Annotated in this window: 12 protein-coding genes and 2 CRISPR repeat arrays; of the genes, 8 read left to right on the top strand and 4 right to left on the bottom strand. The window is 70.4% G+C overall.

What is annotated here, in order from left to right; translation table 11 throughout:
- The first annotated feature begins 141 nt into the window (after positions 1-141).
- Positions 142-570, top strand: coding sequence for a DUF3151 domain-containing protein (locus tag ACIBTX_RS04490; protein WP_355048444.1), 429 nt, complete (start codon positions 142-144; stop codon positions 568-570).
- 45 nt (positions 571-615) lie between these two features.
- Here ACIBTX_RS04490 and ACIBTX_RS04485 read toward each other — a convergent pair whose 3' ends face one another.
- Both ACIBTX_RS04485 and ACIBTX_RS04480 read right to left on the bottom strand, forming a co-directional pair.
- On the bottom strand, positions 616-2,787 hold the full coding sequence (locus tag ACIBTX_RS04485) for a chromosome partitioning protein (RefSeq protein WP_357171684.1): 2,172 nt from the start codon (positions 2,785-2,787) through the stop codon (positions 616-618).
- 71 nt (positions 2,788-2,858) lie between these two features.
- On the bottom strand, positions 2,859-3,884 hold the full coding sequence (locus ACIBTX_RS04480; RefSeq protein WP_357171682.1) for a hypothetical protein: 1,026 nt from the start codon (positions 3,882-3,884) through the stop codon (positions 2,859-2,861).
- 124 nt (positions 3,885-4,008) lie between these two features.
- On the opposite strand from ACIBTX_RS04480, the gene ACIBTX_RS04475 reads away from it, so the two are divergent.
- The 3 genes from ACIBTX_RS04475 to purD all read left to right on the top strand — a co-directional run bounded on the left by ACIBTX_RS04475 (position 4,009) and on the right by purD (position 7,820).
- Positions 4,009-5,298, top strand: coding sequence for an adenylosuccinate synthase (locus tag ACIBTX_RS04475; protein WP_357129644.1), 1,290 nt, complete (start codon positions 4,009-4,011; stop codon positions 5,296-5,298).
- Positions 5,299-5,497: 199 nt separating this feature from the next.
- Positions 5,498-6,418: a type IV toxin-antitoxin system AbiEi family antitoxin domain-containing protein gene (locus ACIBTX_RS04470; protein ID WP_396832032.1), complete on the top strand. Its 921-nt coding sequence runs from the start codon at positions 5,498-5,500 to the stop codon at positions 6,416-6,418.
- 151 nt (positions 6,419-6,569) lie between these two features.
- Complete coding sequence (gene purD / locus ACIBTX_RS04465; protein ID WP_396832031.1) at positions 6,570-7,820, top strand: phosphoribosylamine--glycine ligase; 1,251 nt, start codon at positions 6,570-6,572, stop codon at positions 7,818-7,820.
- A 4-nt stretch (positions 7,821-7,824) separates the two neighbouring features.
- Here purD and ACIBTX_RS04460 read toward each other — a convergent pair whose 3' ends face one another.
- A complete protein-coding gene (locus ACIBTX_RS04460) occupies positions 7,825-9,387 on the bottom strand; it encodes an AMP-binding protein (protein WP_396832030.1) in 1,563 nt (520 codons plus the stop codon).
- 840 nt (positions 9,388-10,227) lie between these two features.
- Positions 10,228-11,000: direct repeats of the CRISPR family, unit length 37 nt; unit sequence GCTGCAACGGAGACCGGCCGTGTCCGGCCGGTGAAAC.
- A gap of 587 nt (positions 11,001-11,587) precedes the next feature.
- On the opposite strand from ACIBTX_RS04460, the gene cas3 reads away from it, so the two are divergent.
- The 4 genes from cas3 to csb2 are packed head-to-tail and all read left to right on the top strand — an operon-like array spanning position 11,588 to position 18,481.
- Positions 11,588-13,990, top strand: a complete 2,403-nt coding sequence (gene cas3, locus ACIBTX_RS04455; protein ID WP_357129655.1) for a CRISPR-associated helicase Cas3' — start codon at positions 11,588-11,590, stop codon at positions 13,988-13,990.
- A complete protein-coding gene (csx17, locus tag ACIBTX_RS04450; RefSeq protein ID WP_357129658.1) occupies positions 13,987-16,122 on the top strand; it encodes a type I-U CRISPR-associated protein Csx17 in 2,136 nt (711 codons plus the stop codon). Before cas3 ends, csx17 begins: the two co-directional genes overlap by 4 nt.
- A complete protein-coding gene (gene cas7u, locus ACIBTX_RS04445; protein WP_357129661.1) occupies positions 16,119-17,039 on the top strand; it encodes a type I-U CRISPR-associated RAMP protein Csb1/Cas7u in 921 nt (306 codons plus the stop codon). Before csx17 ends, cas7u begins: the two co-directional genes overlap by 4 nt.
- Entirely contained in the window at positions 17,036-18,481 is a 1,446-nt protein-coding gene (gene csb2, locus ACIBTX_RS04440; RefSeq protein WP_357129664.1) for a type I-U CRISPR-associated protein Csb2, read from the top strand. Before cas7u ends, csb2 begins: the two co-directional genes overlap by 4 nt.
- Before the next feature lie 69 nt (positions 18,482-18,550).
- Positions 18,551-19,100: direct repeats of the CRISPR family, unit length 35 nt; unit sequence TGCAACGGAGACCGGCCGTCTCCGACCGGTGGAAC.
- A 430-nt stretch (positions 19,101-19,530) separates the two neighbouring features.
- Here csb2 and ACIBTX_RS04435 read toward each other — a convergent pair.
- On the bottom strand, positions 19,531-20,589 hold the full coding sequence (locus ACIBTX_RS04435; RefSeq protein ID WP_357129667.1) for a M23 family metallopeptidase: 1,059 nt from the start codon (positions 20,587-20,589) through the stop codon (positions 19,531-19,533).
- Positions 20,590-20,715 lie beyond the last annotated feature (126 nt).

Here is a 20,715-nt window from a genome sequence, read left to right as displayed (position 1 = left end):
GGAGGCTCCGGACCATTAGTTGTAGTGGAAAACACCTGGCGGCGGCATAGGCCGCAGGCGTGATGAACTCCTCAGCCGTTCAGCGGGACGCGTCCGCCGACCCGCTCGCATGTCGCCCTGTCCAGCGGGTTGAATGGGGCGATGCAGAACCTTTTGCCGGAGCCACCGGCCACCCTCCTGCCCGCGAACGACGAGGCCGACGCCGCCCTGGCCGCTGCCCAGGAGGCCGGCACCGACGAGGCGTACGCCGAGGTCGCGGCCCGCTTCCCGACCTTCAGCGCAGCGTGGGGCGCGCTCGCCGCCCGGGCGTTCGCGGCCGGCGCGGTGGTGACGGGCTACGCGTACGCGCGCACCGGCTACCACCGTGGCCTGGACCAGCTCCGCCGCAACGGCTGGAAGGGCCACGGGCCGGTGCCGTGGTCCCACGAGCCCAACCGGGGCTTCCTGCGCTGCCTGTACGTGCTCTCCCGGGCCGCCGACGAGATCGGCGAGGCCGACGAGGCGGCCCGCTGCGCCCAGTTCCTGCGCGACTGCGACCCGGCAGCGGCGGACGCGCTGGCCAGCAACTGACCTCATTCCGACGGCCGGCCCGACACCGGGCCGGCCGTCGGCTGCTCAGAGCCCTTCGGCGACCGCTGCGGCGATCTTCAGCCAGGCGTCCCGGGTGGCCGCGGAGAGACCGCCGTACCGGATCGGCTCGCCGCTGTCGATGAGCCGCTCGTACGGCGCCAGCAGCACCGCCCTGGTGCGAGCCGCGAAGTGCTCCTGAATGGCCGGCAAGTCGATCTCCTTGCGGGACGGCGGCATCGACACCACCGTCACCGCCTGCCGGACCAGCCGCTGCCGGCCGCTCTGCTCCAGGTGGTCGAGCATCCGGGCGGCGGTCTCCGCCGAGTCGTTACGGGCGGACATGGTGACCACGAGCTGGTCGGTGGCGTCCATCGACGCCTGCCAGTTCTGCGCCCGTACGTTGTTCCCCGTGTCCACGAAGATCAGCTTGTAGAACCGGCTGACCACCTCGCGGATCTCGGCGAACGCGGCTGCGGTCAGCATTTCGCCGCCGGTGGCCGACTCGTCCGAGGCGAGCACGTCGAACATGCCCTCGCCCTGCGACCGCACGTACTGCGACAGGTCGCCGACCCGCCCGTGCGCGCCCTGGAACTGCCCGAGATCACGCAGCATGTCGCGCACCGTGCGGGCATGGAAGTCCTGCTGGGCGCGCATCCCGAGGGTGCCCTGGGTCTCGTTGTTGTCCCAGGCCAGCACGTAGCCGCCGCGCTTCTGACCGAACGTCATGGCGAGCAGCAGGATGGCCACCGTCTTACCGGCGCCGCCCTTCGGGTTGACCACGGTCACCTGCCGCAGCCCGCCGAAGTTGCGGCGCACCATCTCGATGTCCCGCTTGAGCTCCTGCTCGTGCCGGCCCGGAGAGAGCCGGAGCAGGCCCATCTTGTTGACCACCGCCCGTACGCCCATGGTGGCCACCGGGTCGGCGGGCCGGACCTGCCGACGGCGGGCGAAATCCTCCGCCGTCGGCGCGGCCGTGGTCTCCGGCGTCCACGTGGCGTCCGGGTAGCCCGTGGCCGGCACCCGTGCCACCGGGTCGGTCTCCTGGTACTGCTGCGGCGGGACCGGTGGAGCCGCCGCCGCGCCCTGCTGCCAGGGCGGCGGATACCAGCCCGGCGACGGGGGGAACGGCCCCGGCGGCGGGGTCGGCACGGCGTCCTGCTGCGGTGGCTCCGCCGGGCCGGCCTGGCCAGGAATCGCCGCCTGGCCGCCGTAGACCTGCCCCGCGTACGTCTGCCCCGCCGCGCCGCCGCTGTCGACGGCGGGTGTCGGGGGTGGCGGAACCGGCGGGGTGGGGATCGGTGGCGGCGGAATGTCGACCTGCTCCGGTGCCGATGGGGTCGGGCTGGCCGGTCGCTGCGGTGGATACGCCCAGGGTGACTCGGCCGCGGGCCGAGCCGCCCCGACGGCAGGCGTGGTCTCCCCGCCACCCTGCGACACCGGTTCCGCTGCCGGCCCTGCGGCCTGGCCGGCCGTGCCGGGGTCCGCCGTTGCCGCGCCGGCTGCGGGCTGCCCTGCTGCGGGTGGCGCTGTTGCTCCGGGGCTTGCGGTGGCCGCACCGTCGGCGGGCGCGGCCACGACCGGCGGGCGATCCAGGGAGAACGGTAGGTCCAGGTCGACGCCACCCGACGCGCCCGATTGGCCGGGGGTCGGGACGGCGGCGGTGGCCGCCGGGTTCGGCGTGGCGCCCTCGGCGGTCGGCGTGCCGGTGGACGACGGCGACGAGTCGTTGCCGGCCCCGATGAGCCCGCCCACGGCGGGCGGCAGCGGTGGCGTCGGCGGTGCGGGCAGCGCCGGAGGAGCGGGCGACGTCGTCGACGCGGCCGGCGGGTCGGCCGGAGGCCAGCTCGGTTGCGCCGGCGCCCAGCCCGTGCCCGGCCCGCCCGGCCCGTTCGCGCCCCAGCCCGTCGGTGGCGGCACCGCCCCGGTCAGCGACGGATAGTCCGACGGCGACGGCGGCGGCAGGGCCGCCGCGCCCGGCTGCCCGGGGACGCCAGGACGGCCGACCGACGGCGCCGTGATCGGCGGTGCGGCGACCGGCGGTGACACGGCCGCAGGCGCGGACTGCGACGGCGCGACCCGCTGCTCGGCGACCGCCGCCCACGGCGGTACCACCTCTGCGCCCTGCTCGGCCGGATCCGGCGGCCACAGTGGTTCGATGTCCCGCTCCGGCACCGGCTGCTGGCCGGGCACCTGCGCCCGGTCGGCGTTCTTGTCCATTACGGTTCCTCCCCAGTCCTCCTGCGAGGATAGGCCCACCGGCCGACCGGGGCCGGTCGGCGAAACGGGGGTCAGACCACCCAGACCGCCCAGGCACCCGGTTCGACCCACCACGAGCGCTTGCGGGTCAGCTCACCCTCGACGCCGTCGTCGAGGTAGGGCACCTTTCCCTCGCGGGGCAGCACCGACACCGCCCGTCCGCGAGCCCGCCGCACTTCGAGGCGTACCCGCTTGCGACCCCACGTCGACCTGACGACCACCGGAACGGCCACCGCGACCTCGACCTGGCCGTCCGCCGGGTCCGGCGCGGCCAGCAACGTCACGTCGTCGAGCGACGCGTACCCGCCGGCGTTGCCGACCGCGCAGGCCAGCAACGGTTCGTCACCGTTCGTGAGGACGGTGTCGTCGACCTCCACCCGGGCCCGCCAGTGCAGCGGCCGACCCGCGTCGTCGGCGGCCCCGAACAGCGCGCCGTCCAGGGTCACCGAGCCGCCGTCATTGCGCAGCAGATCCAGCCGACGCGGCGTGCCGTCGAGCACCGCGGCCGCCACGGCCGCCGGGTCGCGGGGCAACCCGAACTGCGCGGCCAGGTCCCGCTGGGCGCCGCCGCGCGCCGGGTCGAGCGGGAGTACGGCGACCGGCGGCAGGTCGGGCAGGGTCCGGTCGTCACGCAGGTCCGCCGGGCGACGGCTCGGCGCTGGCGCGTACCGCCGAACGAGCCGGCGCAGCACGGCGCGCAACTGACCGTCGCTGGCCGTGGCGACGACCAGCCGGGTCTTGCCGTCCGCGTCCGGCCAGGTGAGGCCGTCCGGACGGGCCGGGCCGTCGAGCTGCGCGAGTACGGCGTCGATCTCCGCGTCCGAGCGGGCGGTGACCATCTGCACCCGGGCACCCCGGGCGGTCAGCGCGTCGGCGCAGGCCAGCACCGGCACCCGGGGCCGATCGGTGGCGCAACTGTCGGCGTCACCCGGCGTCGGTCCGGTTCCGTCGACGCCCGCGCCGGTCGCGTCCGCGCCGCCGCAGCAGGCCTCGCCGCTGCCGCACCCGCCGGAAGCGTCCCGCTCCGACGAAAGGGTGAGCAGCACCACGTCGTACACCGAAGGAGCCTCCCGCCTCTCGACGCGACCCCTGCCGGTCGCGCCGTCACTACTTGTTAACCTGACACCCCGGGCTCGCCAACCGGTCGCCATCTGGCACCCGAGCCTTCTGGAGGCGGAAGAGATGCCAGCGATCGTGCTCATCGGCGCTCAGTGGGGCGACGAGGGCAAGGGCAAGGTTACCGACCTGCTGGGTGAGCGGGTCGACTACGTCGTGCGCTACTCCGGCGGCAACAACGCCGGGCACACGGTGATCACCCCGGACGGCCAGAAGTACGCGCTCCACCTGATGCCCTCCGGGGCGCTCTCGCCGAGCGCGATGATCGTCATCGGCAACGGCGTGGTCGTCGACCCGAAGGTGCTCCTCGCCGAGATCGACGGTCTCGCCGAGCGTGGCGTGGACGTGTCCCGGCTGCGGATCTCCGGTGACGCGCACCTCATCATGCCGCACCACCGGGCACTGGACCGGGTCGTCGAGCGGTACCTCGGCTCGTCCCGGATCGGTACCACCGGTCGGGGCATCGGCCCCGCGTACGGCGACAAGGTCGCCCGGATGGGCATCCGACTCCAGGACCTGCTCGACCCGGGCATCCTGCGCAAGAAGCTGGAACTCGCACTGCGCGAGAAGAACCAGATGCTGTTCAAGGTCTACAACCGCAAGGCGATCGACCTCGAGGCCACGGTCGACGAGTACCTGGAGTACGCGGAGCGGCTCAAGCCGTACATCGCCGAGACGCGGGCGATGCTCTGGGACGCGCTGGACCGGGGCGAGACGGTGCTGTTGGAGGGCGCGCAGGCCACCATGCTGGACATGGACCACGGCACGTACCCCTTCGTGACCTCGTCCAACCCGACGGCCGGTGGCGCCTGCGTGGGCGCCGGCATCCCGCCGACCGCGATCAACCAGGTGATCGCGGTGAGCAAGGCGTACACCACCCGGGTCGGCTCGGGGCCGTTCCCGACCGAACTGTTCGACGCCAACGGCGCGCACCTGCGCAAGATCGGCGCGGAGTACGGCACCACCACCGGCCGGGAGCGCCGGTGCGGGTGGTTCGACGCGGTGGTGGCCCGGTACGCCTGCCGCCTCAACGGCGTCACCGACCTGGTCATCACCAAGCTGGACGTGCTCACCGGGCTGCCGAAGGTGCCGATCTGCGTCGGCTACGAGATCAACGGCAAGCGGGTCGACGACATGCCGATGAGCCAGACGGACTTCCACCACGCCACGCCGGTGTACGAGGAGCTGGACGGGTGGTGGGAGGACATCACCAAGGCCCGCACCCCCGAAGACCTGCCGGAGAACGCCCGTCGCTACATCGCCCGCGTAGAGGAACTCTGCAACACGAGGGTGAGCGTCATCGGCGTAGGCCCAGGCCGAGACGAAAACGTACTCCAACACCCCCTCCTCCCCTAACCCCCAAACCCCACCCCACCCCACCCCATTCGCCTCGGTGATCAAGAGGTTCGCGTCAGGAATCGGCGCGAATTTGACGCGAACCTCTTGATCGACGGGAACAAGCCTTCTGGGTTTTCCACAGGGGAACTGGGGTTATCCACAGGGGCTTGGGTGCGGGTGTGGCGGTGGGCAGGGTGTGGGGGTGGGACCACACCAGGTGCTTCGTGATGTAGCGGCCGGGCAGGACGGGATCGTCACCCTGGCCCAGGCCCTGCGCGCCGGTCTGACGAGAGACCAGGTCCGACAGTTGTGTCGGTCCGGCAGGTGGCAGGGGCTCCTGCGTGAGTGCTACGTCCCGGAGGCAGCGTCGTCCGATTCGACGCTGCGACGCGCCCGCATCCGGGCAGCGACCGCGAGCCTCGGGCCGGCTGCCTTCGCGGTCCTCGACACGGCGCTCGAGGTGCACGGCATCGCCGGCCTGCGGCGGACGTCACAGGTACACGTATCGGTGCCGGTCGACAGGCCCCGGCCTCAGCGCGCGCTGGCGCCCTGGTTGGTCGTACACCAGGTCACCGTTGGTCCCGGCGAGATAGCAACGGTCGCGGGTGTCCGCGCGACCGCTCCGCTTCGCACGATTTCGGACGTCATTCTGCGTGCTGATCGATACTCGGCAGTCTCCGTCCTCGATTCGGCGCTCTGCCAGGGGCTCGTCACGCCGGACGACCTCGACGTGATCCCGCGTCTGATCCGGGGTCGGCGGGGTGCGGTCGCGGCACGACCCTGGCTGGCGGAAGCAGACGGCCGTGCACAGTCGCCCCTGGAAACGCGTACCCGGCTGCGATGTGTCGACGGAGGGGTGCCGCCGGACGCCTTGCAGTTGGAGGTACGCGACGACGACGGATACCTGCTCGGCATCGGTGACCTCGGGTGGCGCGCGCCGAGGGTGATAGCGGAAGCCGACGGTCGCAGCGCCCATGACACCCCGGAGGCGGCCTTCGCTGACCGCCACCGTCAGAATCGCCTGGTCAACGCCGGCTGGACGATCCTCCGTTTCACCTGGCAGGACACCCTGCGCCCCGACTACATCCCCTGGACCGTCCGCCGGGCGATCACGAAAAACCAGGACCAACGCCGGTGATCAAGAGGTTTGCGTCAAATCCGCGCCCCTTCCTGACGCAAACCTCTTGATCACCGGGGGGGCGGGGGCTGGGGGCCGGGGGCGAGGGCCCGGGGGGCGGCGGGGCGGCGGGGCGGGGTGGGGGGTTGGGTGGGCAGTAGGATGGGGCGTTGTGCGGGTTCTCTTGGTGGGTGGTGGGGGGCGCGAGCATGCGCTTGCCCTCGGGTTGGTTCGTGATCCGGCTGTCGACGCGTTGATTGCCGCTCCGGGTAATCCGGGGATCGCCGAGGTCGCCGAGCTGAAGGCCGTTACCGCGACCGATCCGGCCGCCGTGGCGGCGCTGGCGGTGGAGACCGCAGCCGACCTGGTGGTGATCGGCCCGGAGGCGCCGCTGGTCGCCGGTGTCGCCGATGCCGTACGAGCCAAGGGCATCGCCGTTTTCGGCCCGTCGGCCGAGGCCGCCCAGTTGGAGGGTTCGAAGGCGTTCGCTAAGGACGTGATGACCGCCGCCGGTGTGCCGACCGCCCGGGCGTACGTCTGTACGGACGAGGAGAGCACCGCGCGTGCGCTCGACGAGTTCGGCGCGCCGTACGTGGTGAAGGACGACGGTCTCGCCGCCGGCAAGGGCGTGGTGGTGACCGACGACCGGTCCGCCGCGCTGGCGCACGCCGCGGAGTGCGGCCGGGTCGTGGTCGAGGAGTTCCTCGACGGCCCGGAGGTCAGCCTGTTCGTGGTCACCGACGGCGAGGCCGCCCTGCCGCTGCTGCCAGCGCAGGACTTCAAGCGGATCGGCGACGGCGACAGCGGCCCCAACACGGGTGGCATGGGAGCGTACGCGCCGCTGCCGTGGGCACCGCCGGGCCTGGTCGACGACGTCATGCGCGACGTGGTGCACCCGACGCTGGCCGAGCTGCGCCGCCGGGGCACGCCGTTCGCGGGCCTGCTCTACGTCGGCCTGGCGATGACCGCCGCCGGCCCCCGGGTGATCGAGTTCAACGCGCGCTTCGGTGACCCGGAGACCCAGGTGGTGCTCGCGCTGCTGGAGACTCCCCTGGGTGGGTTGTTGCAGGCGGCGGCCACCGGCACGCTGGCCGAGCACCCGCCGTTGCGCTGGCGGGACGGCGCCGCCGTCACCGTGGTGCTCGCCGCGCAGGGCTACCCGGCCGCGCCGCGCACCGGCGATGTGATCACCGGCGCGGACCGGCCGGGAATCATCCACGCGGGCACCGCCCGCCGGGCCGGCGACGGCGCGTTGCTGTCCGCCGGCGGCCGGGTTCTCTGTGGTACGGCCACCGGCCGCGACCTGGCGGCTGCCCGGGAGGCGGCGTACGCGCTGGTGGACGGGGTGGAGTTGGCGGGCTCGCAGCACCGCACCGACATCGCCGCGGCCGCGATCGCCGGCCGGATCACGATCCCGGGCTGACCTCTCAGCCGTAGTAGCGGCGCAGCTCGCGGGCGAGGACCTTGCCGGTGGCGTTGCGGGGCAGGTACTTCACGTAGACCACGTCCCGGGGTACGGAGAAGCGGGCCAGGTAGTGCCGGACGTACTCGCGGACCGCCTCGGGGTCGAGCGTCTCGCCGGGGTGCAGGGCGAGGAACGCGGCGAGTCGCTGGCCGTACTCGGGGTCGGGTACGCCGATCACGGCGGCCTCGCGTACCTGCGGTAGCTGGGCGAGCAGGTCCTCCACCTCGGACGGGAACACGTTCTCGCCGCCGGAGACGATCATGTCGTCGGCCCGGCCGTCCACGAAGAGCAGTCCGTCGGGGTTGAGCCGGCCGAGGTCTCCGGTGTCGAGCAACCCGTCGCGGGTCTCCCGGGTGGCACCCGAGGTGTATCCCTCGAAGAGCATCTCGTTGCCGACGAAGATGCGCCCGACCTGTCCCGGCGGGACCGGTTGGCCGGCGTTGTCGAGCAGTTCCAGTCGGGTGCCGTGTGGTGGTCGGCCGGCCGTGGTGGGTGCCTGGCGCAGGTCCGCCGGGTTGGCGATGGACGCCCAGGAGACCTCGGTGGACCCGTACATGTTGTAGAGGACGTCTCCGTACGCGTCCATGAACTTCGGTGCGAGCCCGCCGGGCAGGGCCGATCCGCTGACCGCGACGACCTTGAGCGTGGGGCGTGGGTCCGGTGGGGGCACCTCCAGCAGTCGTTGGAGCATCACGGGTACGGCGAAGAGGGCGTCGCAGCGGTGGGTGACCAGGGCGGCGAGCGTGGCGGCCGGGTCGAAGCGGCGGTGCAGCACGATGGTGGCCCGCAGCGCGAAGCACACCTGGAGCGCGGCGAATCCCCAGGTGTGGAAGATCGGGGCGGCGATCAGCACCCGGTCCTTTGTGTGCAGGGGTATGCGGTCGATGATGGACACGAGCGGCCCGAAGCCGCTGGGTGTGGGACGGCGGGCGCCCTTGGGAGCACCGGTGGTGCCCGAGGTCAGCACGATGATCCGGCCGTCGCGCTCCGGCGGGCGCAGCTCGCCCGGTAGCGCCCCGGCCACCAGTTCCTCGCGGGCGCGTTCGTCGAGGCGGGGCAGTTCGGCGGGGAGGCCGAGGACCCGTTCGGCGAACTCGTCGTCGTGCACCAACAGCCGCAGCCGCTGTTCCTCGGCGACGGTGGCGAGTTGGGCGGCGGAGAGGCCCGTGTTGACGAGCACCGCGTCGACACCGAGCAGGGTCGCCGCGACGATCGTCTCGATGAGCCCGTGGTGGTTGCGGCAGAGGACGCCGATCCGGTCGTCGGGTTGTACGCCGAGCCCGGACCGCATCGACCGGGCCATCCGCTCGGCCCGGTCGAGGAGCGCCTGGTAGGTCAGCTCGACGCCGTTTTCGTCGATGATCGCCGGTCGCCCGGGGTCGCGGGCGGCCGCCTGGCGTAGTTCGCCGGCGAGGCTCCATCCCCAGGTACGCAGCGCGTTGAGCTGCGAGGCGATTCGGACCGGGCGGCCCGGGGTGAGCAGACCGCGACGGGTCAGCGTGGTGACGACGAACGGCAGGTCCATGCCGCAGACCTCCTTGGGGGCGGTGCGCGGACAGCCCCATCCGGCGGGGCGTCTTCCTTGATCATGCACCCGACGCGCCGGGCGGCCCAGCCGACGTCGGCGTGGGGTGACGTAGTCGGCACGGTTAGGCAGAAGCAGGATCGCCGGGTACGGGTCTGGCGGCACCGACCCCGGCCCGCGCCGACCGGTCGGGCCGTCGGCCGGAGCGGCCGCCGACCCGACGCTGGTCGGGCGCGAGGAGCGGAGGGTCAGCGGATCTGCATGCCGGAGATCGCTCGGGAGATGACCAGTCGCTGGATCTCGGACGTACCCTCGAAAATGGTGTAGATCTTGGTCGGCGGCGACCAGACTGGGTTGGTCGTAATGGGAGGCCGGCCTTGGAGGGGCTAGTGGAGAGTTGTTTTCCCAGTTCAGCGCGGGTGCTGCGAGGTGCCATAGTGCGCCAACTCTGAGTGACTCAGTAGTCACTTTTTGGAGTATCTTCGGTTAGCTCGGGCAGTTTTCGATCGTCGTTATGGGGAAATCCTGGGCAAGTTCATCGTTAAATCTGCATGTCCCAAGTTCCTGGTTGACGGTCCGAGGGGGCCTTCGGGATGCCGGGTTAGGTTCACTCAATGGGGGAACGCGGCTGAGTGTGGGCCCGGGTGGACGCTACGTACGGTGACGTCGCCAGTCGAGGCCTCGTCAGCCATGCCAAGGTACGGCCTCGCCGGCACGGTCGCATCCAGCTGGGTGCCGCCCTCGCTGCTACGGGAACTGGCCGAATCGTTCTTTGATGGAACGGCTGCCGAAGGGCGTTCGTGGGAAGCCGTCGCGCTTGCGTCGGTGGCGCTGCAACGGAGACCAGGTCGTCTCCGACCGGTGAAGTCAGCCGCCACCGCTCAACCAGCGGCCGGGCGTGGGTGCTGCAACGGAGACCGGCCTTATCCGGCCGGTAAAACTCCCAGACCCCGCCGCACCACCTACTGGGCCAGATCGCGCTGCAACGGAGACCGGCCGTAACCGGCCGGCCGGTGAAACTTGATCTGCGGTGCCAACTTCCGCTTCACCCCGGCAGCGCCGCAACGGAGACCGGCCGTGTCCGGCCGGTGAAACTGTAGTGCTCGGTGCGCCACGGCGCGATCCGTTCGTCGCTGCAACGGAGACCGGCCGTGTCAGGCCGGTGAAACCGTAACGGGCCTTCACCTTCGCTAGCCAGCCGTCGAAGCTGCAACGGAGACCGGCCGTGTCCGGCCGGTGAAGCACGCCGGCGTCACCCTCGGTCCGCTGTCCGCGTCGACGCTGCAACGGAGACCGGCCGTGTCCGGCCGGTGAAACGTACAGCAGCTTGGTGCCGGTGGTGGTGTTGACGGCGCTGCAACGGAGACCGGCCGTGTCCGGCCGGTGAAACCACCGTCGACTACGCGCTCCCGGGCAACGCGCAGGCGCTGCAACGGAGACCGGCCGTGTTCGGCCGGTGAAACTCGCTCTCGCCAGTTGGGCCGAGGATCACAAGGGCAAGCTGCAACGGAGACCGGCCGTGTCCGGCCGGTGAAACCCTCTACCTCCCGGACGTGCCGCTCGACGCCAACACCAAGCTGCAACGGAGACCGGCCGTGTCCGGCCGGTGAAACCCTTCCTGAACTGGTCAAATGCATGGGCACTAATGTAGTCGCGCTTATGCTGTGCCTGCTATGCCAGATTTGCCCGGGTTTGCTGGTTCGGAACCTCGCGCTTGTGGCGTGATCGCCTACGGTTCCGAACCGCGGAGGCAGCGTGTGCCTGCCGGAGATGGCCGCGCTTTAGTTGTCAAGGTCCGTGGCCGGGGGCTGGCTGTCAATGAATGGCCCGGTGCCGCTGGCGGCGATACCTGCGTGAGTTCGCCAGACTTACTAAACCCAATCGGGTCCCGTCGCGTCGTCGTCGTGTCGGGCGGTGCCAGATTAGCTCGGAGTCTCTACCGGGAGAGTCGAAGCAACATCGACGCGGTGCATAGCTTGACGTGAGGGTCCCTGGGCGTGCGCCTGGCGTGCGGGGCAGTGTGCCTGGCGTTGGTCGGTTGGCGGGCTTGGGTCGTGGCCGGGTTTCGTCTGGATCCTGACAGTGTCATACCGAGGGTGTATGACGTGGAGTCGATGAGGCTGTCTCCCGATCGTCTGGTGGTCCGGCTCGATGGGTTCGGGTGGACGATGCTCCCGGACGGGTCCGATGAGGAGTTTGTGTGACGTCTTTTGACGCGTTCTTCGAGTTGGCGTCCGGTGAGTTGCCGTATGGGTACCAGGCGCGGTTGGCGCACGATGGTCTTCCTGCGGTGGTTCAGGCGCCGACGGGTGCGGGGAAGACGGGCATCATTCTGGCGTGGCTCTGGCGGCGGCTGCACGGGCCTGATCCGGTCGGCACGCCGCGGCGGATGGTCTTTGCGCTGCCGCAGCGGTCGTTGGTGGAGCAGGTAGCGCGGGAGACCGAGAGGTGGTTGGCGAACCTTGGGTTGTCCGAGACGGTCGCGTTGCATGTGGTGATGGGTGGGGCGGGGGAGTCTCAGCGGCGTTGGCGGTTGGAGATGGATCAGCTGGCGATTCTGATCGGCACGGTGGACTCGCTGGTCAGTAAGGCGCTCAACCGCGGTTATGGCATCTCTCGGGCCATCTACCCCATCGACTTCGCCCTGGTCCTGAACGGCGCCCAGTGGGTGATTGATGAGATCCAGTTGTGTCCGGAGTCGACGACGACGTTGCGGCAGCTCGCGGCGTTCACTCGTACCGGTGGCGGGGGGTCGTGGCCGACGGCTGAGCCGACCGGCCTGACGTGCATGTCGGCCACCGTTTCCGCGAGCCTGCTCGACACGGTGGATAACCCAGTCCCGGTCGAGTCCGACGTGGTGCGCGTCGAGGCGGGCGACCGGGTGGGGAAGTTGGCTGTCCGGTTGAACGCGAAGCGTTCGGTTGCCCGGCTTCCGGTGGAGCCCGGCGACTACGCGTCGATCGCGGCGGCGGTGCTGCGGCGGCACCGGCCGGGGACTTTGACCCTGGTGGTGATGAACACGGTCGCTGCGGCACGCGGTGTGCACGCGGCCCTGCGGAAGGAATCGGTACCCCTCACGCTGCTGCACTCCCGGTTTCGGGGGATAGAACGGGAGCGCTTGGCGGAGGCAGTCAGCGCCGAGCCTTCGGGCGCTGGTCACGTGGTGGTCGCTACTCAGGTGGTCGAGGCCGGCCTTGATCTTGATGCGGCGGTGTTGGTCACGGAGGCGGCTCCGTGGCCGTCGGTTGTGCAGCGGGCGGGGCGGTGTAACCGGCGGGGTCTGCTGACCGATGCGGAGCTGTGGTGGCTGCCGCCGGTCAAGCACCTGCCGTATGAGGAAGCGGATGTGCGCGCGAGCGTCGCCGAGCTGACGGTGCTGGACGGCGTTGCGGTGACGAGTGAGGATCTCCTCGCTCGCGATGTGCTCGTTACGGAGCCTGAGGTCACCGTTCTGCGCCGGGCGGATCTCCTCGCGTTGTTCGATACCGCACCGGATCTGACCGGGGCGGATCTGGATGTGGGCCCGTATGTGCGCGATGCCGACGAGCTTGACGTGTTGCTCGCCTGGGCGGTGTGGGCGCCTACGGACGCCAGCGGGCGGCCGGCGGGGGAGGCGAAGGCGCCGGAGGCGAGGTGGCGTTGCCGGGTGCCCCTCGGTGAGTTGCGCGCTCTCGCGAAACGCGTCCCAGTGTGGCGCTTCGCGCAGGCGACGGGTCAGTGGACTCGGGTCAGTGATCGGCAGCCGGCCCGCCCGGGTGAGGTGCTGGTGGTCGCGGCGAGCGCGGGCGGTTATGACCCGGAGTCCGGCTTCGATCCATCGGTGCGTCGGCCGGTGCCGGGTTGCCCCTCGCTGGACCCCGTTCCCGTGCCCGCGACCGGTATGGACCAAGCCGCCGGGGCGGAGGACGCGTATCAGCAGGATGATGCCAGCGTCGCGCAGCCGCAGTGGGTGAGCCTGGAGCAACACAGCACGGATGTACGCGCCCAAGCGCGGGCGTTGATCAGCGGCATCAACCCGGTTCTCCCGGCGCCGGTGCTGCACGCCGTGGCCGTCGCCGCGTACGCGCACGACGCGGGGAAGACTCATCCGGCCTGGCAGGACGCTCTCTGCGCCCTGGCGCCGCCGGATGAGCGTGAGCACGTTGAGGGTGGGCGTCCGTGGGCGAAGTCCGCGGTCGCCGGCCGGCTGGCCTACGCGGGTGGGGTCACGAACTTCCGGCACGAGTTGGTGTCGTTGCTGCTGTTGGATGGTCCGTTACGTGGCCTGCTCGCCGGCGTTGAGGATCCGGATCTGGTGCGGTATCTGGTGCTGGCTCATCACGGGAAGCTGCGGGTCCAGGTCCGCGGGCCGGATGACACCGACGACGACCGGCTGCTCGGGTTGAAACGCAACGAGGTGGTGCTGACCTCAGACCTGCTGGGACAACCAGGCGGCACGTTGACCGTCGACCTGGATCAGTTCGGCCTCGGTGGTGCCCGGTCATGGACGCGGACTGCTCTTGGTCTGCGGGATCGGTACGGGCCGTTCGTGCTGGCGTACCTGGAGACGTTGGTGCGGATCGCCGACTGGCGGGCCAGCGCGAACCCGGGGACAGCCGCGTGACCCGGCACGTGTTGGCGGGGCTGCGTCCGACGCCGTTGAGCGCGTACCTCGCTGGTCTTGGCCTGTTCCGGGTGCTGGGCGAGCAGACCGACCCGGAGGTGACCGCCTGCTGGACCGACGACGGGCTGGTGCTCGACACGACGGTGCCAGACCTTGGCGGGTGGTTGGTGGATCGGTATACGCCGACGCCGGTGCTGAGCCCGTGGAACGAGGGAAGCGGTTTCGGGGCGAAGGACAAGACCCCGAAACAGGCCCTCGACGCGTTGGTCGCGCATCCCTCACCTCGCCTCGACGCGTTCCGGCAAGCGATGGTGACCGCCACGGCAGTGGGCGAGCGGTCTCGTTCGCAGGGGTGGACGAAGGAACGCACGATCCGCCAGTTCCGGAACCGGGCCCCGGACGCGTTGCTGCCGTGGATCGACGCCACGGTGGTCCTCGTCGGCGACCAGAGTTACTTCCCGCCGTTGCTGGGCTCGGGTGGCAACGACGGCCGGTTGGAGTTCTCCACCTCCTTCCATCAACGGTTACTCGAGGTTCTCGCGACCGAGCCGGTGCAGGTCGACCGCTCTCGTGCCCTCGCCCAGGATTTGCTCACGGGTCAGGAGACGGTGCCGCTGAGTCGGGCCTCCGCGGGTCAGTTCGACCCGCTGTCTACGGGTGGGCCGAACTCGTCGCCGTTCGGTGCGGCGGAGGCGATCGTGAATCCGTGGGCTTTCGTGCTCATGGTCGAGGGGGCGTTGTTCTTCGCCTCCACCGCTGTGCGCCGCCATCAGCATCAGGCGGGGCGGGCGGCGATCCCGTTCACGGTGGCTGCTACCCCGGACGGGTCGACGAGCGGCGCCTCCAGTGAGGTGAGCCGGGGTGAGATCTGGGCGCCGCTGTGGGAGCGGCCGTTCAGCCTGTCCGAGACCCGGCAGTTGTTCTCCGACGCCCGCGCGGCCTGGCGTGGGCGGCCCGCCCGCCGGTCCGTCGAGTTCTATGCCGCCACCCGCAGCCTCGGCGTCGCACGCGGCGTCGACGCCTTCGCCCGCTACGGCCTGCACCAACGCAACGGCCTCGCCCACGTCGCGGTCCCACTGGACCGGGTGACGGTCGTGGACCGACCGGAGGTACGCCTCGCCGCCCGGCTGGAGGACTGGGTGTCCTGGGTACGCCGCGGCGCGGGCACCGGCTCGGTCGGGGAACGGCTGCGCCGCTTCGACACCGCCCACCTCGCCTACGTCCGCGACGGCGGAGCGCTGCCGCTGGCCCGGCTCCTCGCCTCGGTGACCGACCTCGAACAGGCCGTCGGCCGCAGCGGGCGCACCCGTGACGCTGTGCCCGTGCGGACACCACCGCCGGCGGGCGAGTTTCTTGAGGTGCTCACGCGGGCCAGCCGCCCCGAATTGCGGATCGCGGTGGGCATAGCCTCCGCCGCCACAGCAGCCCCCCGGCAAGAGTCGCGGACCATGCGTCACCTGCTGCTGCCCGTCGACCCGCACCCGCGGTGGCGTGCCAGCCCGGTGGTGCCCGGATTCGGACTGCGACCGCTGCGCCAGGTCCTGACCGACGTGCTGCTGTGGCGCAGCCGTACCGCCGTGGACGAGCCCAGCGAGCAGACGTTCCGCGGCTTCCCGACCTTCCGCCGCGGAATACGGGTTCCCCCTCTCGACCTACACGCCTTCGCCACACCCAACCGCCTCGACGACGACGCCCTGGACCTGTGGCTACGCGCCTGCCTCGCCCTGCGCTGGGACGGCGTCGAGCACACCTGGGCCGACCCCGACGAACCCGTCGTCCCGATCGCCACCCTCGGGCTCCTTCACCCCCTGGCCGAGGGCATGGCACCCCCACGCCGCGCCCAGGGTGACGTGCCCCGGTGGGCGCTCAGCCCGGACTGGCCCGCCCGGCTCGCCGCTGGACACCTACCCGCCGTGCACGCCGAGGCCGTCCGCCGGCTCCGCCAAGCCGGCTGGGACGCGGTGCCGGCGCCGGCACAGATCCCGATCGACGGCCACGCGCTCGCGGCGGCGTTGGTCCCGCGCTGCCGGCAACCCCAACGAATGCTGCGCCGCTACTTCGGCACCCCGATCGCCTCCGACGAACCGCGCGAGACCGCGCACGCCCCCGAACTCCTGAAGGAGACGTTGTGACCAACCACCGCACGGTGATCAAGGCTGACCTGCGTCCGCTCATGGGATCCCGGTTCCAACCCGCCGGGTTCCCCGACCTCGGCGCCGCGGAGTTCGACTCCACCGACGGGAGGGCGTTGCTGGTCGAGTCCACCCAGTCGATGGCGAACCGCCTGGAGGCGACGACCTGGGACGACGCCCGCGCCGAGCAGCGCGAAGAACTGTCCGGTCTGCCGTACGTGCGCGTCGTCGACGGCGACGGCGCGTTCCTGTCCTCCAGCCGGCTTGAAGCACACCGGTTGGCCTCCGCTTATGTCATGAACGGCGCGGTCGACGGCGTCAAAGGTGAGCAGTGGATGCGCGAGCGCCTCGGACTCACCGCCGGCCGACCGTTGGATCACCGCGCGGTGGCCCGCGCCTGCTTCGCGCTCGACCCGGTGTCCCTGGTCCACGGCGTGTTCTTCGCCCGCAAGGGGTGGCCGTGGCAGCCGCGGATCGCCCGCGCGGTCACCAGCTTCATCGAGGCATACGACGTCCGCCCGGCGGTCAGCGGCGGGGTCAAACGCGACGTGGTGATCAACGAGGCGAAGGACGGCGCGACCGCCGAGGGATACGGGACGGTGCCGCACCACCGCGTCGAGTACACCGCGAAGCAAATCACCGCCTACTTCTCCGTCGACCACGCACAACTACGCTCCTACGGCCTGTCCGACTCCGCCACCGCGCTGCTGGAAGCACTCATCGACTTCGAAATCGGCACCCTGCTCGACGGCGGACTCCGCCTGCGAACCGCCTGTGACCTGGAAGTCGTCGGCATGGAAGGGGAACGGCCGGACACCGCCGAGGCCACCCGCCGCGTCGCCAAACTCATCGAGGAATGCGGCGACCAGCTCGGCACCGTCACCACCGCCGTCTGGACCGGACGGGGCAAGGGATGACGATCACCCTCGCGGTCCGCTTCCCCCTCGGCCGCTACCACGCCACCGCCTGGGACCGCAGCGTCAACGAAGGAGCGGTCGAATGGCCACCATCACCATGGCGGCTGCTCCGCGCGCTCGTCGCGACCTGGTACACCCGCTGGCCCGACCTCCCCGCCCCCACACTCGACGAACTCCTCCACACCCTCGGTGACCTGCCCATCTACCAAGCCCCACCCGCAGGCCCTGGCCACAGCCGCCACTACCTGCCCGACGCCGACCACACCACGGGGGCGACTGGGTCTACCGACCTCACCCTTGATCCGTACCTGTCCGTTCCGCGCGACCAAGACCTCTTCATCCAGTGGCCGGCGACCCTCTCAAACGAGCAGCGGAACACCCTGGCGAAGCTCGTCGAGTTGATCCCCTACCTCGGCCGAGCCGACTCCGTCTGCGAAGCCCGGCTCCTTGACACCAACCCTGAGCCCGACGCCAGTTGGTGGCGACCGACGCCGGCCGGGACCGAAACCGTACGGCTACTCGCTCCGGCAGGGCCGATCCGACGGGCAATCCTCGAAGCGACAACCCTGGAAGTACGCAAGGGACGCCGCACCCTGCCACCCGACACACGCTGGGTCCGCTACGCCCGTGAACCCGCCGAACCATCAGCACCCGCTGGGAAGCGGGACGTCGACAGCGCGGTGACCGCGATCCGCTTCGCCATCACCTCACGTGCACCGCTCAAGGCCACCCACGCCGTCCTGCTCGCCGACGAAATCCACCGACTCGCCGCCACCAAACTCGACAGCAACCGACCCGGACTGTTCGGCCAACAAGGGGCCGCCACGAACCACCAGCACGCACACTGGATCCCCATCCCCAGCGGAGCGCAAGCCGGCGCTGGCGTGACCAGCTTCCTTGTCTGGGTGCCCGGCGGACTCATGCTCGACGAAATCGGCCAACTCATCGGCATCCGCAGCGCCTCCGGACGCCGCGGCGACTACCACGTGAAAGGCCTCCCCGACGTCAAGCTGATGCTGCAAGCCACCGGCACCGTCCAGCAGGTCGCACCAGAGCTGTGCGGCCCCGCCCGCCGATGGCGCAGCCTCACTCCATACCTCGCCGTCCGATACCCGAAACGGCAAACCCTCGACCAATACATCACCGCCGACATCCGAACCGAACTCGGATACCGCAATCTGCCACCAGCAACCGTCACCCGCCTAAACCCAGAAGAAGGAATGTCCGACCGATGGGCGTTGACCTACCGCCGATACCGTCAGTCGGAGAAACTCACCAACGCCCGCCGCGGAATCGGACTACGCCTGGAGTTCGACCATGAGCAGCCGGGGCCACTCATTCTCGGACAACTGAGCCATTTCGGATATGGCATCTTCTTGCCGGAACATAGTTCGGCCGCGAAGACTGCTCAGCCGACTGGCGGGCGACAAGGAATCCGCTGAGGGAAGGCCCTTCGCCGGAGATTGCAGCCACGGGAGATTCCTTCGGCGCTCCGGATGCCCTGTCGCCTGCAGTAACAGAGCCCGGCCGTCTCCGACCGGTGGAACGGCGCGCGCCCACGAGGCGACCGCGACCGCGACGACGCTGCAACGGAGACCGGCCGTCTCCGACCGGTGGAACCGGGGGGAATCCTGCCTTGCCCCCAACGGACCAGAGTTGCAACAGAGACCGGCCGTCTCCGACCGGTGGAACGCAGCGAGTCGCGGTCGTGGTAGCGGTGCCCGTACCCGCTGCAACGGAGACCGGCCGTCTCCGACCGGTGGAACCCCGACCACGGCCGCTCCGCGAGCAGCGTGACCACCCTGCAACGGAGACCGGCCGTCTCCGACCGGTGGAACTGCGGCAAGGGCGGCGACGTCTGGACATTGATCATGGCCCTGCAACGGAGACCGGCCGTCTCCGACCGGTGGAACGACATCTTGAGCTGGGTGACGATGACGTCTGCCCAGGGCCTGCAACGGAGACCGGCCGTATCCGACCGGTGGAACCCGGACCCCGATGCACATGCTGCAGCCCGCCGGCGACCTGCAACGGAGACCGGTCGTATCCGACTGGTGGAACCCTTCGCGGACTGGGAAAATAGATGAGCACTCATGGATCTGGGTCTGGCTGGTGTCTGCGATGACGGTTTTGAGTGGGTTTGCTGGTTCGGAACCTTGCGCTTGTGGTGTGATCGCAGACGGTTCCGGACCAGCGGAGGGTGGCGGGTATCTGCTGAATGTCAGGGCGCTTCAGTTGTCAAGGTCCGTGGCCAGGGAAGGCTGGTTGTCAATGAATATCGCTACGCCGCTGACTGTGATGCCTGCGTGGGTCCACCGGGCTTCCCAGGCCGGTCGGATCCCATGGTTCATTCGTCCGTGTTGGACGGTGCCAGATTAGCTCGGAGGGTCGAAACGCGAACGCGCGAGCGTGCAGCCCGTGGAGGTTTCGTTCGGAACGTCGTCGTCTGACTCGTTGACTTGGGCCTGAGCAGTTATTCCCTACGTCACGATCAATCTAGGTGGACGCCGCGAGTGGTCATGAACGCGAAGGGCTCTGTGGCGTTGGCGCTGTTCGGTGGGTTACTGGTGTGGGTTTCGAAGTGCAGGTGTGGCCCGCTGGAGTGGCCGCTGGTGCCGACGACGCCGAGTTGCTGTCCGGGGCTGACGGTCTGCCCAACGGTGACGTATGGGCGGTGGAGCATGTGGCAGTAGCGGGTCGCGGTGCCGTCGGCGTGGCGGATCTGGACGTACCATCCGCAGCCTGGCGTGTTGAGTGAGCCGTCGATGTCGCAGTTGGCGCTGCCGCACTTGGCGGTGATGACGACTCCGGCGCTGGCGGCGTAGATCGGGGTTCCCTTGGGTGCGGCGACGTCCACGCCGTCGTGCGTGGGGCGTTCGGGTGTGCGGAAGCCGCTGGTGAAGGTGCCGTTGATGGGCTTGACCCAGGTGCCGGCCCCCGGTGAGCAGGTGAGGCTGCCGTCGGTGAGTGCGCTGACGATGGCGGTGGCGAGGGGTTCGTGCTGGGCGTAGGCGTCGGGGAAGGCGCTGACCTGGACGCGCTGGGCCACGACAGTAAGGGGGAGGGTTTCCCAGCCGGGTATGCCGCGCATCTTGGTGAAGAACTTGGTGGCGGAGATGGCCGGGGTCATGAGTTCTTGGACGGTGCCCCATCCGCCTGCTCCGTCGGGCGGGAGTGGTCGTTGTTGGAAGAGCCCGACGCTGTCATGGTCGGCGCCGACTCCGTCGTGGGGGAGGGTCAGGGAGCGGGGGACGTTCGCGTTGGCGAGGTTCCTGAGGTGGGACTCCTGCAGAGCGGTGGCAATGCCGATCACGGCGGCCCTGGCGGGCAGCTTCATCTGAACGGACGCGGTGTAGATGCTCTGGGCGTGCGCCAGAGCGGTCGGCGCGAGGTCCTTCAGTTCGGTCTGCGCGGCGCTTCCGGGCGCCAGGGCGGGTAGGCAGCCTGTGGTGGAGGCGGCGGGTTCGAGGCTGCCGCTGCCGGTGGCCGCGACGGCGACGCTCAGGGCGAGCGCCAGGGGTACGAGGGGTGCGAGCGTGAGCGATCTCATCGCCGCCTCGGCAGGGGCGTAGGCATGGGGCACCTCGGACGGACGCAGGTCAGCCTGTATGCGATTGCAAACGGCACGAAGTGTCGCCGAGAATAGCCGAGCGAGGCGCTCGGCTGTCAACTATCG

Origin of the sequence: Micromonospora sp. NPDC049359 (assembly GCF_044466585.1) — a bacterium.
GTDB lineage: Bacteria > Actinomycetota > Actinomycetes > Mycobacteriales > Micromonosporaceae > Micromonospora.
This window is presented reverse-complemented; position numbering and strand designations above follow the sequence as displayed.

Bases quoted from the DNA above. Each gene is read 5' to 3' on its own strand.
- ACIBTX_RS04490 (WP_355048444.1), top strand. From the start codon at position 142: ATGCAGAACCTTTTGCCGGAGCCACCGGCCACCCTCCTGCCCGCGAAC.
- ACIBTX_RS04485 (WP_357171684.1), bottom strand. From the start codon at position 2,787: ATGGACAAGAACGCCGACCGGGCGCAGGTGCCCGGCCAGCAGCCGGTG.
- ACIBTX_RS04475 (WP_357129644.1), top strand. From the start codon at position 4,009: ATGCCAGCGATCGTGCTCATCGGCGCTCAGTGGGGCGACGAGGGCAAG.
- ACIBTX_RS04460 (WP_396832030.1), bottom strand. From the start codon at position 9,387: ATGGACCTGCCGTTCGTCGTCACCACGCTGACCCGTCGCGGTCTGCTC.
- csb2 (WP_357129664.1), top strand. From the start codon at position 17,036: ATGACGATCACCCTCGCGGTCCGCTTCCCCCTCGGCCGCTACCACGCC.
- ACIBTX_RS04435 (WP_357129667.1), bottom strand. From the start codon at position 20,589: ATGAGATCGCTCACGCTCGCACCCCTCGTACCCCTGGCGCTCGCCCTG.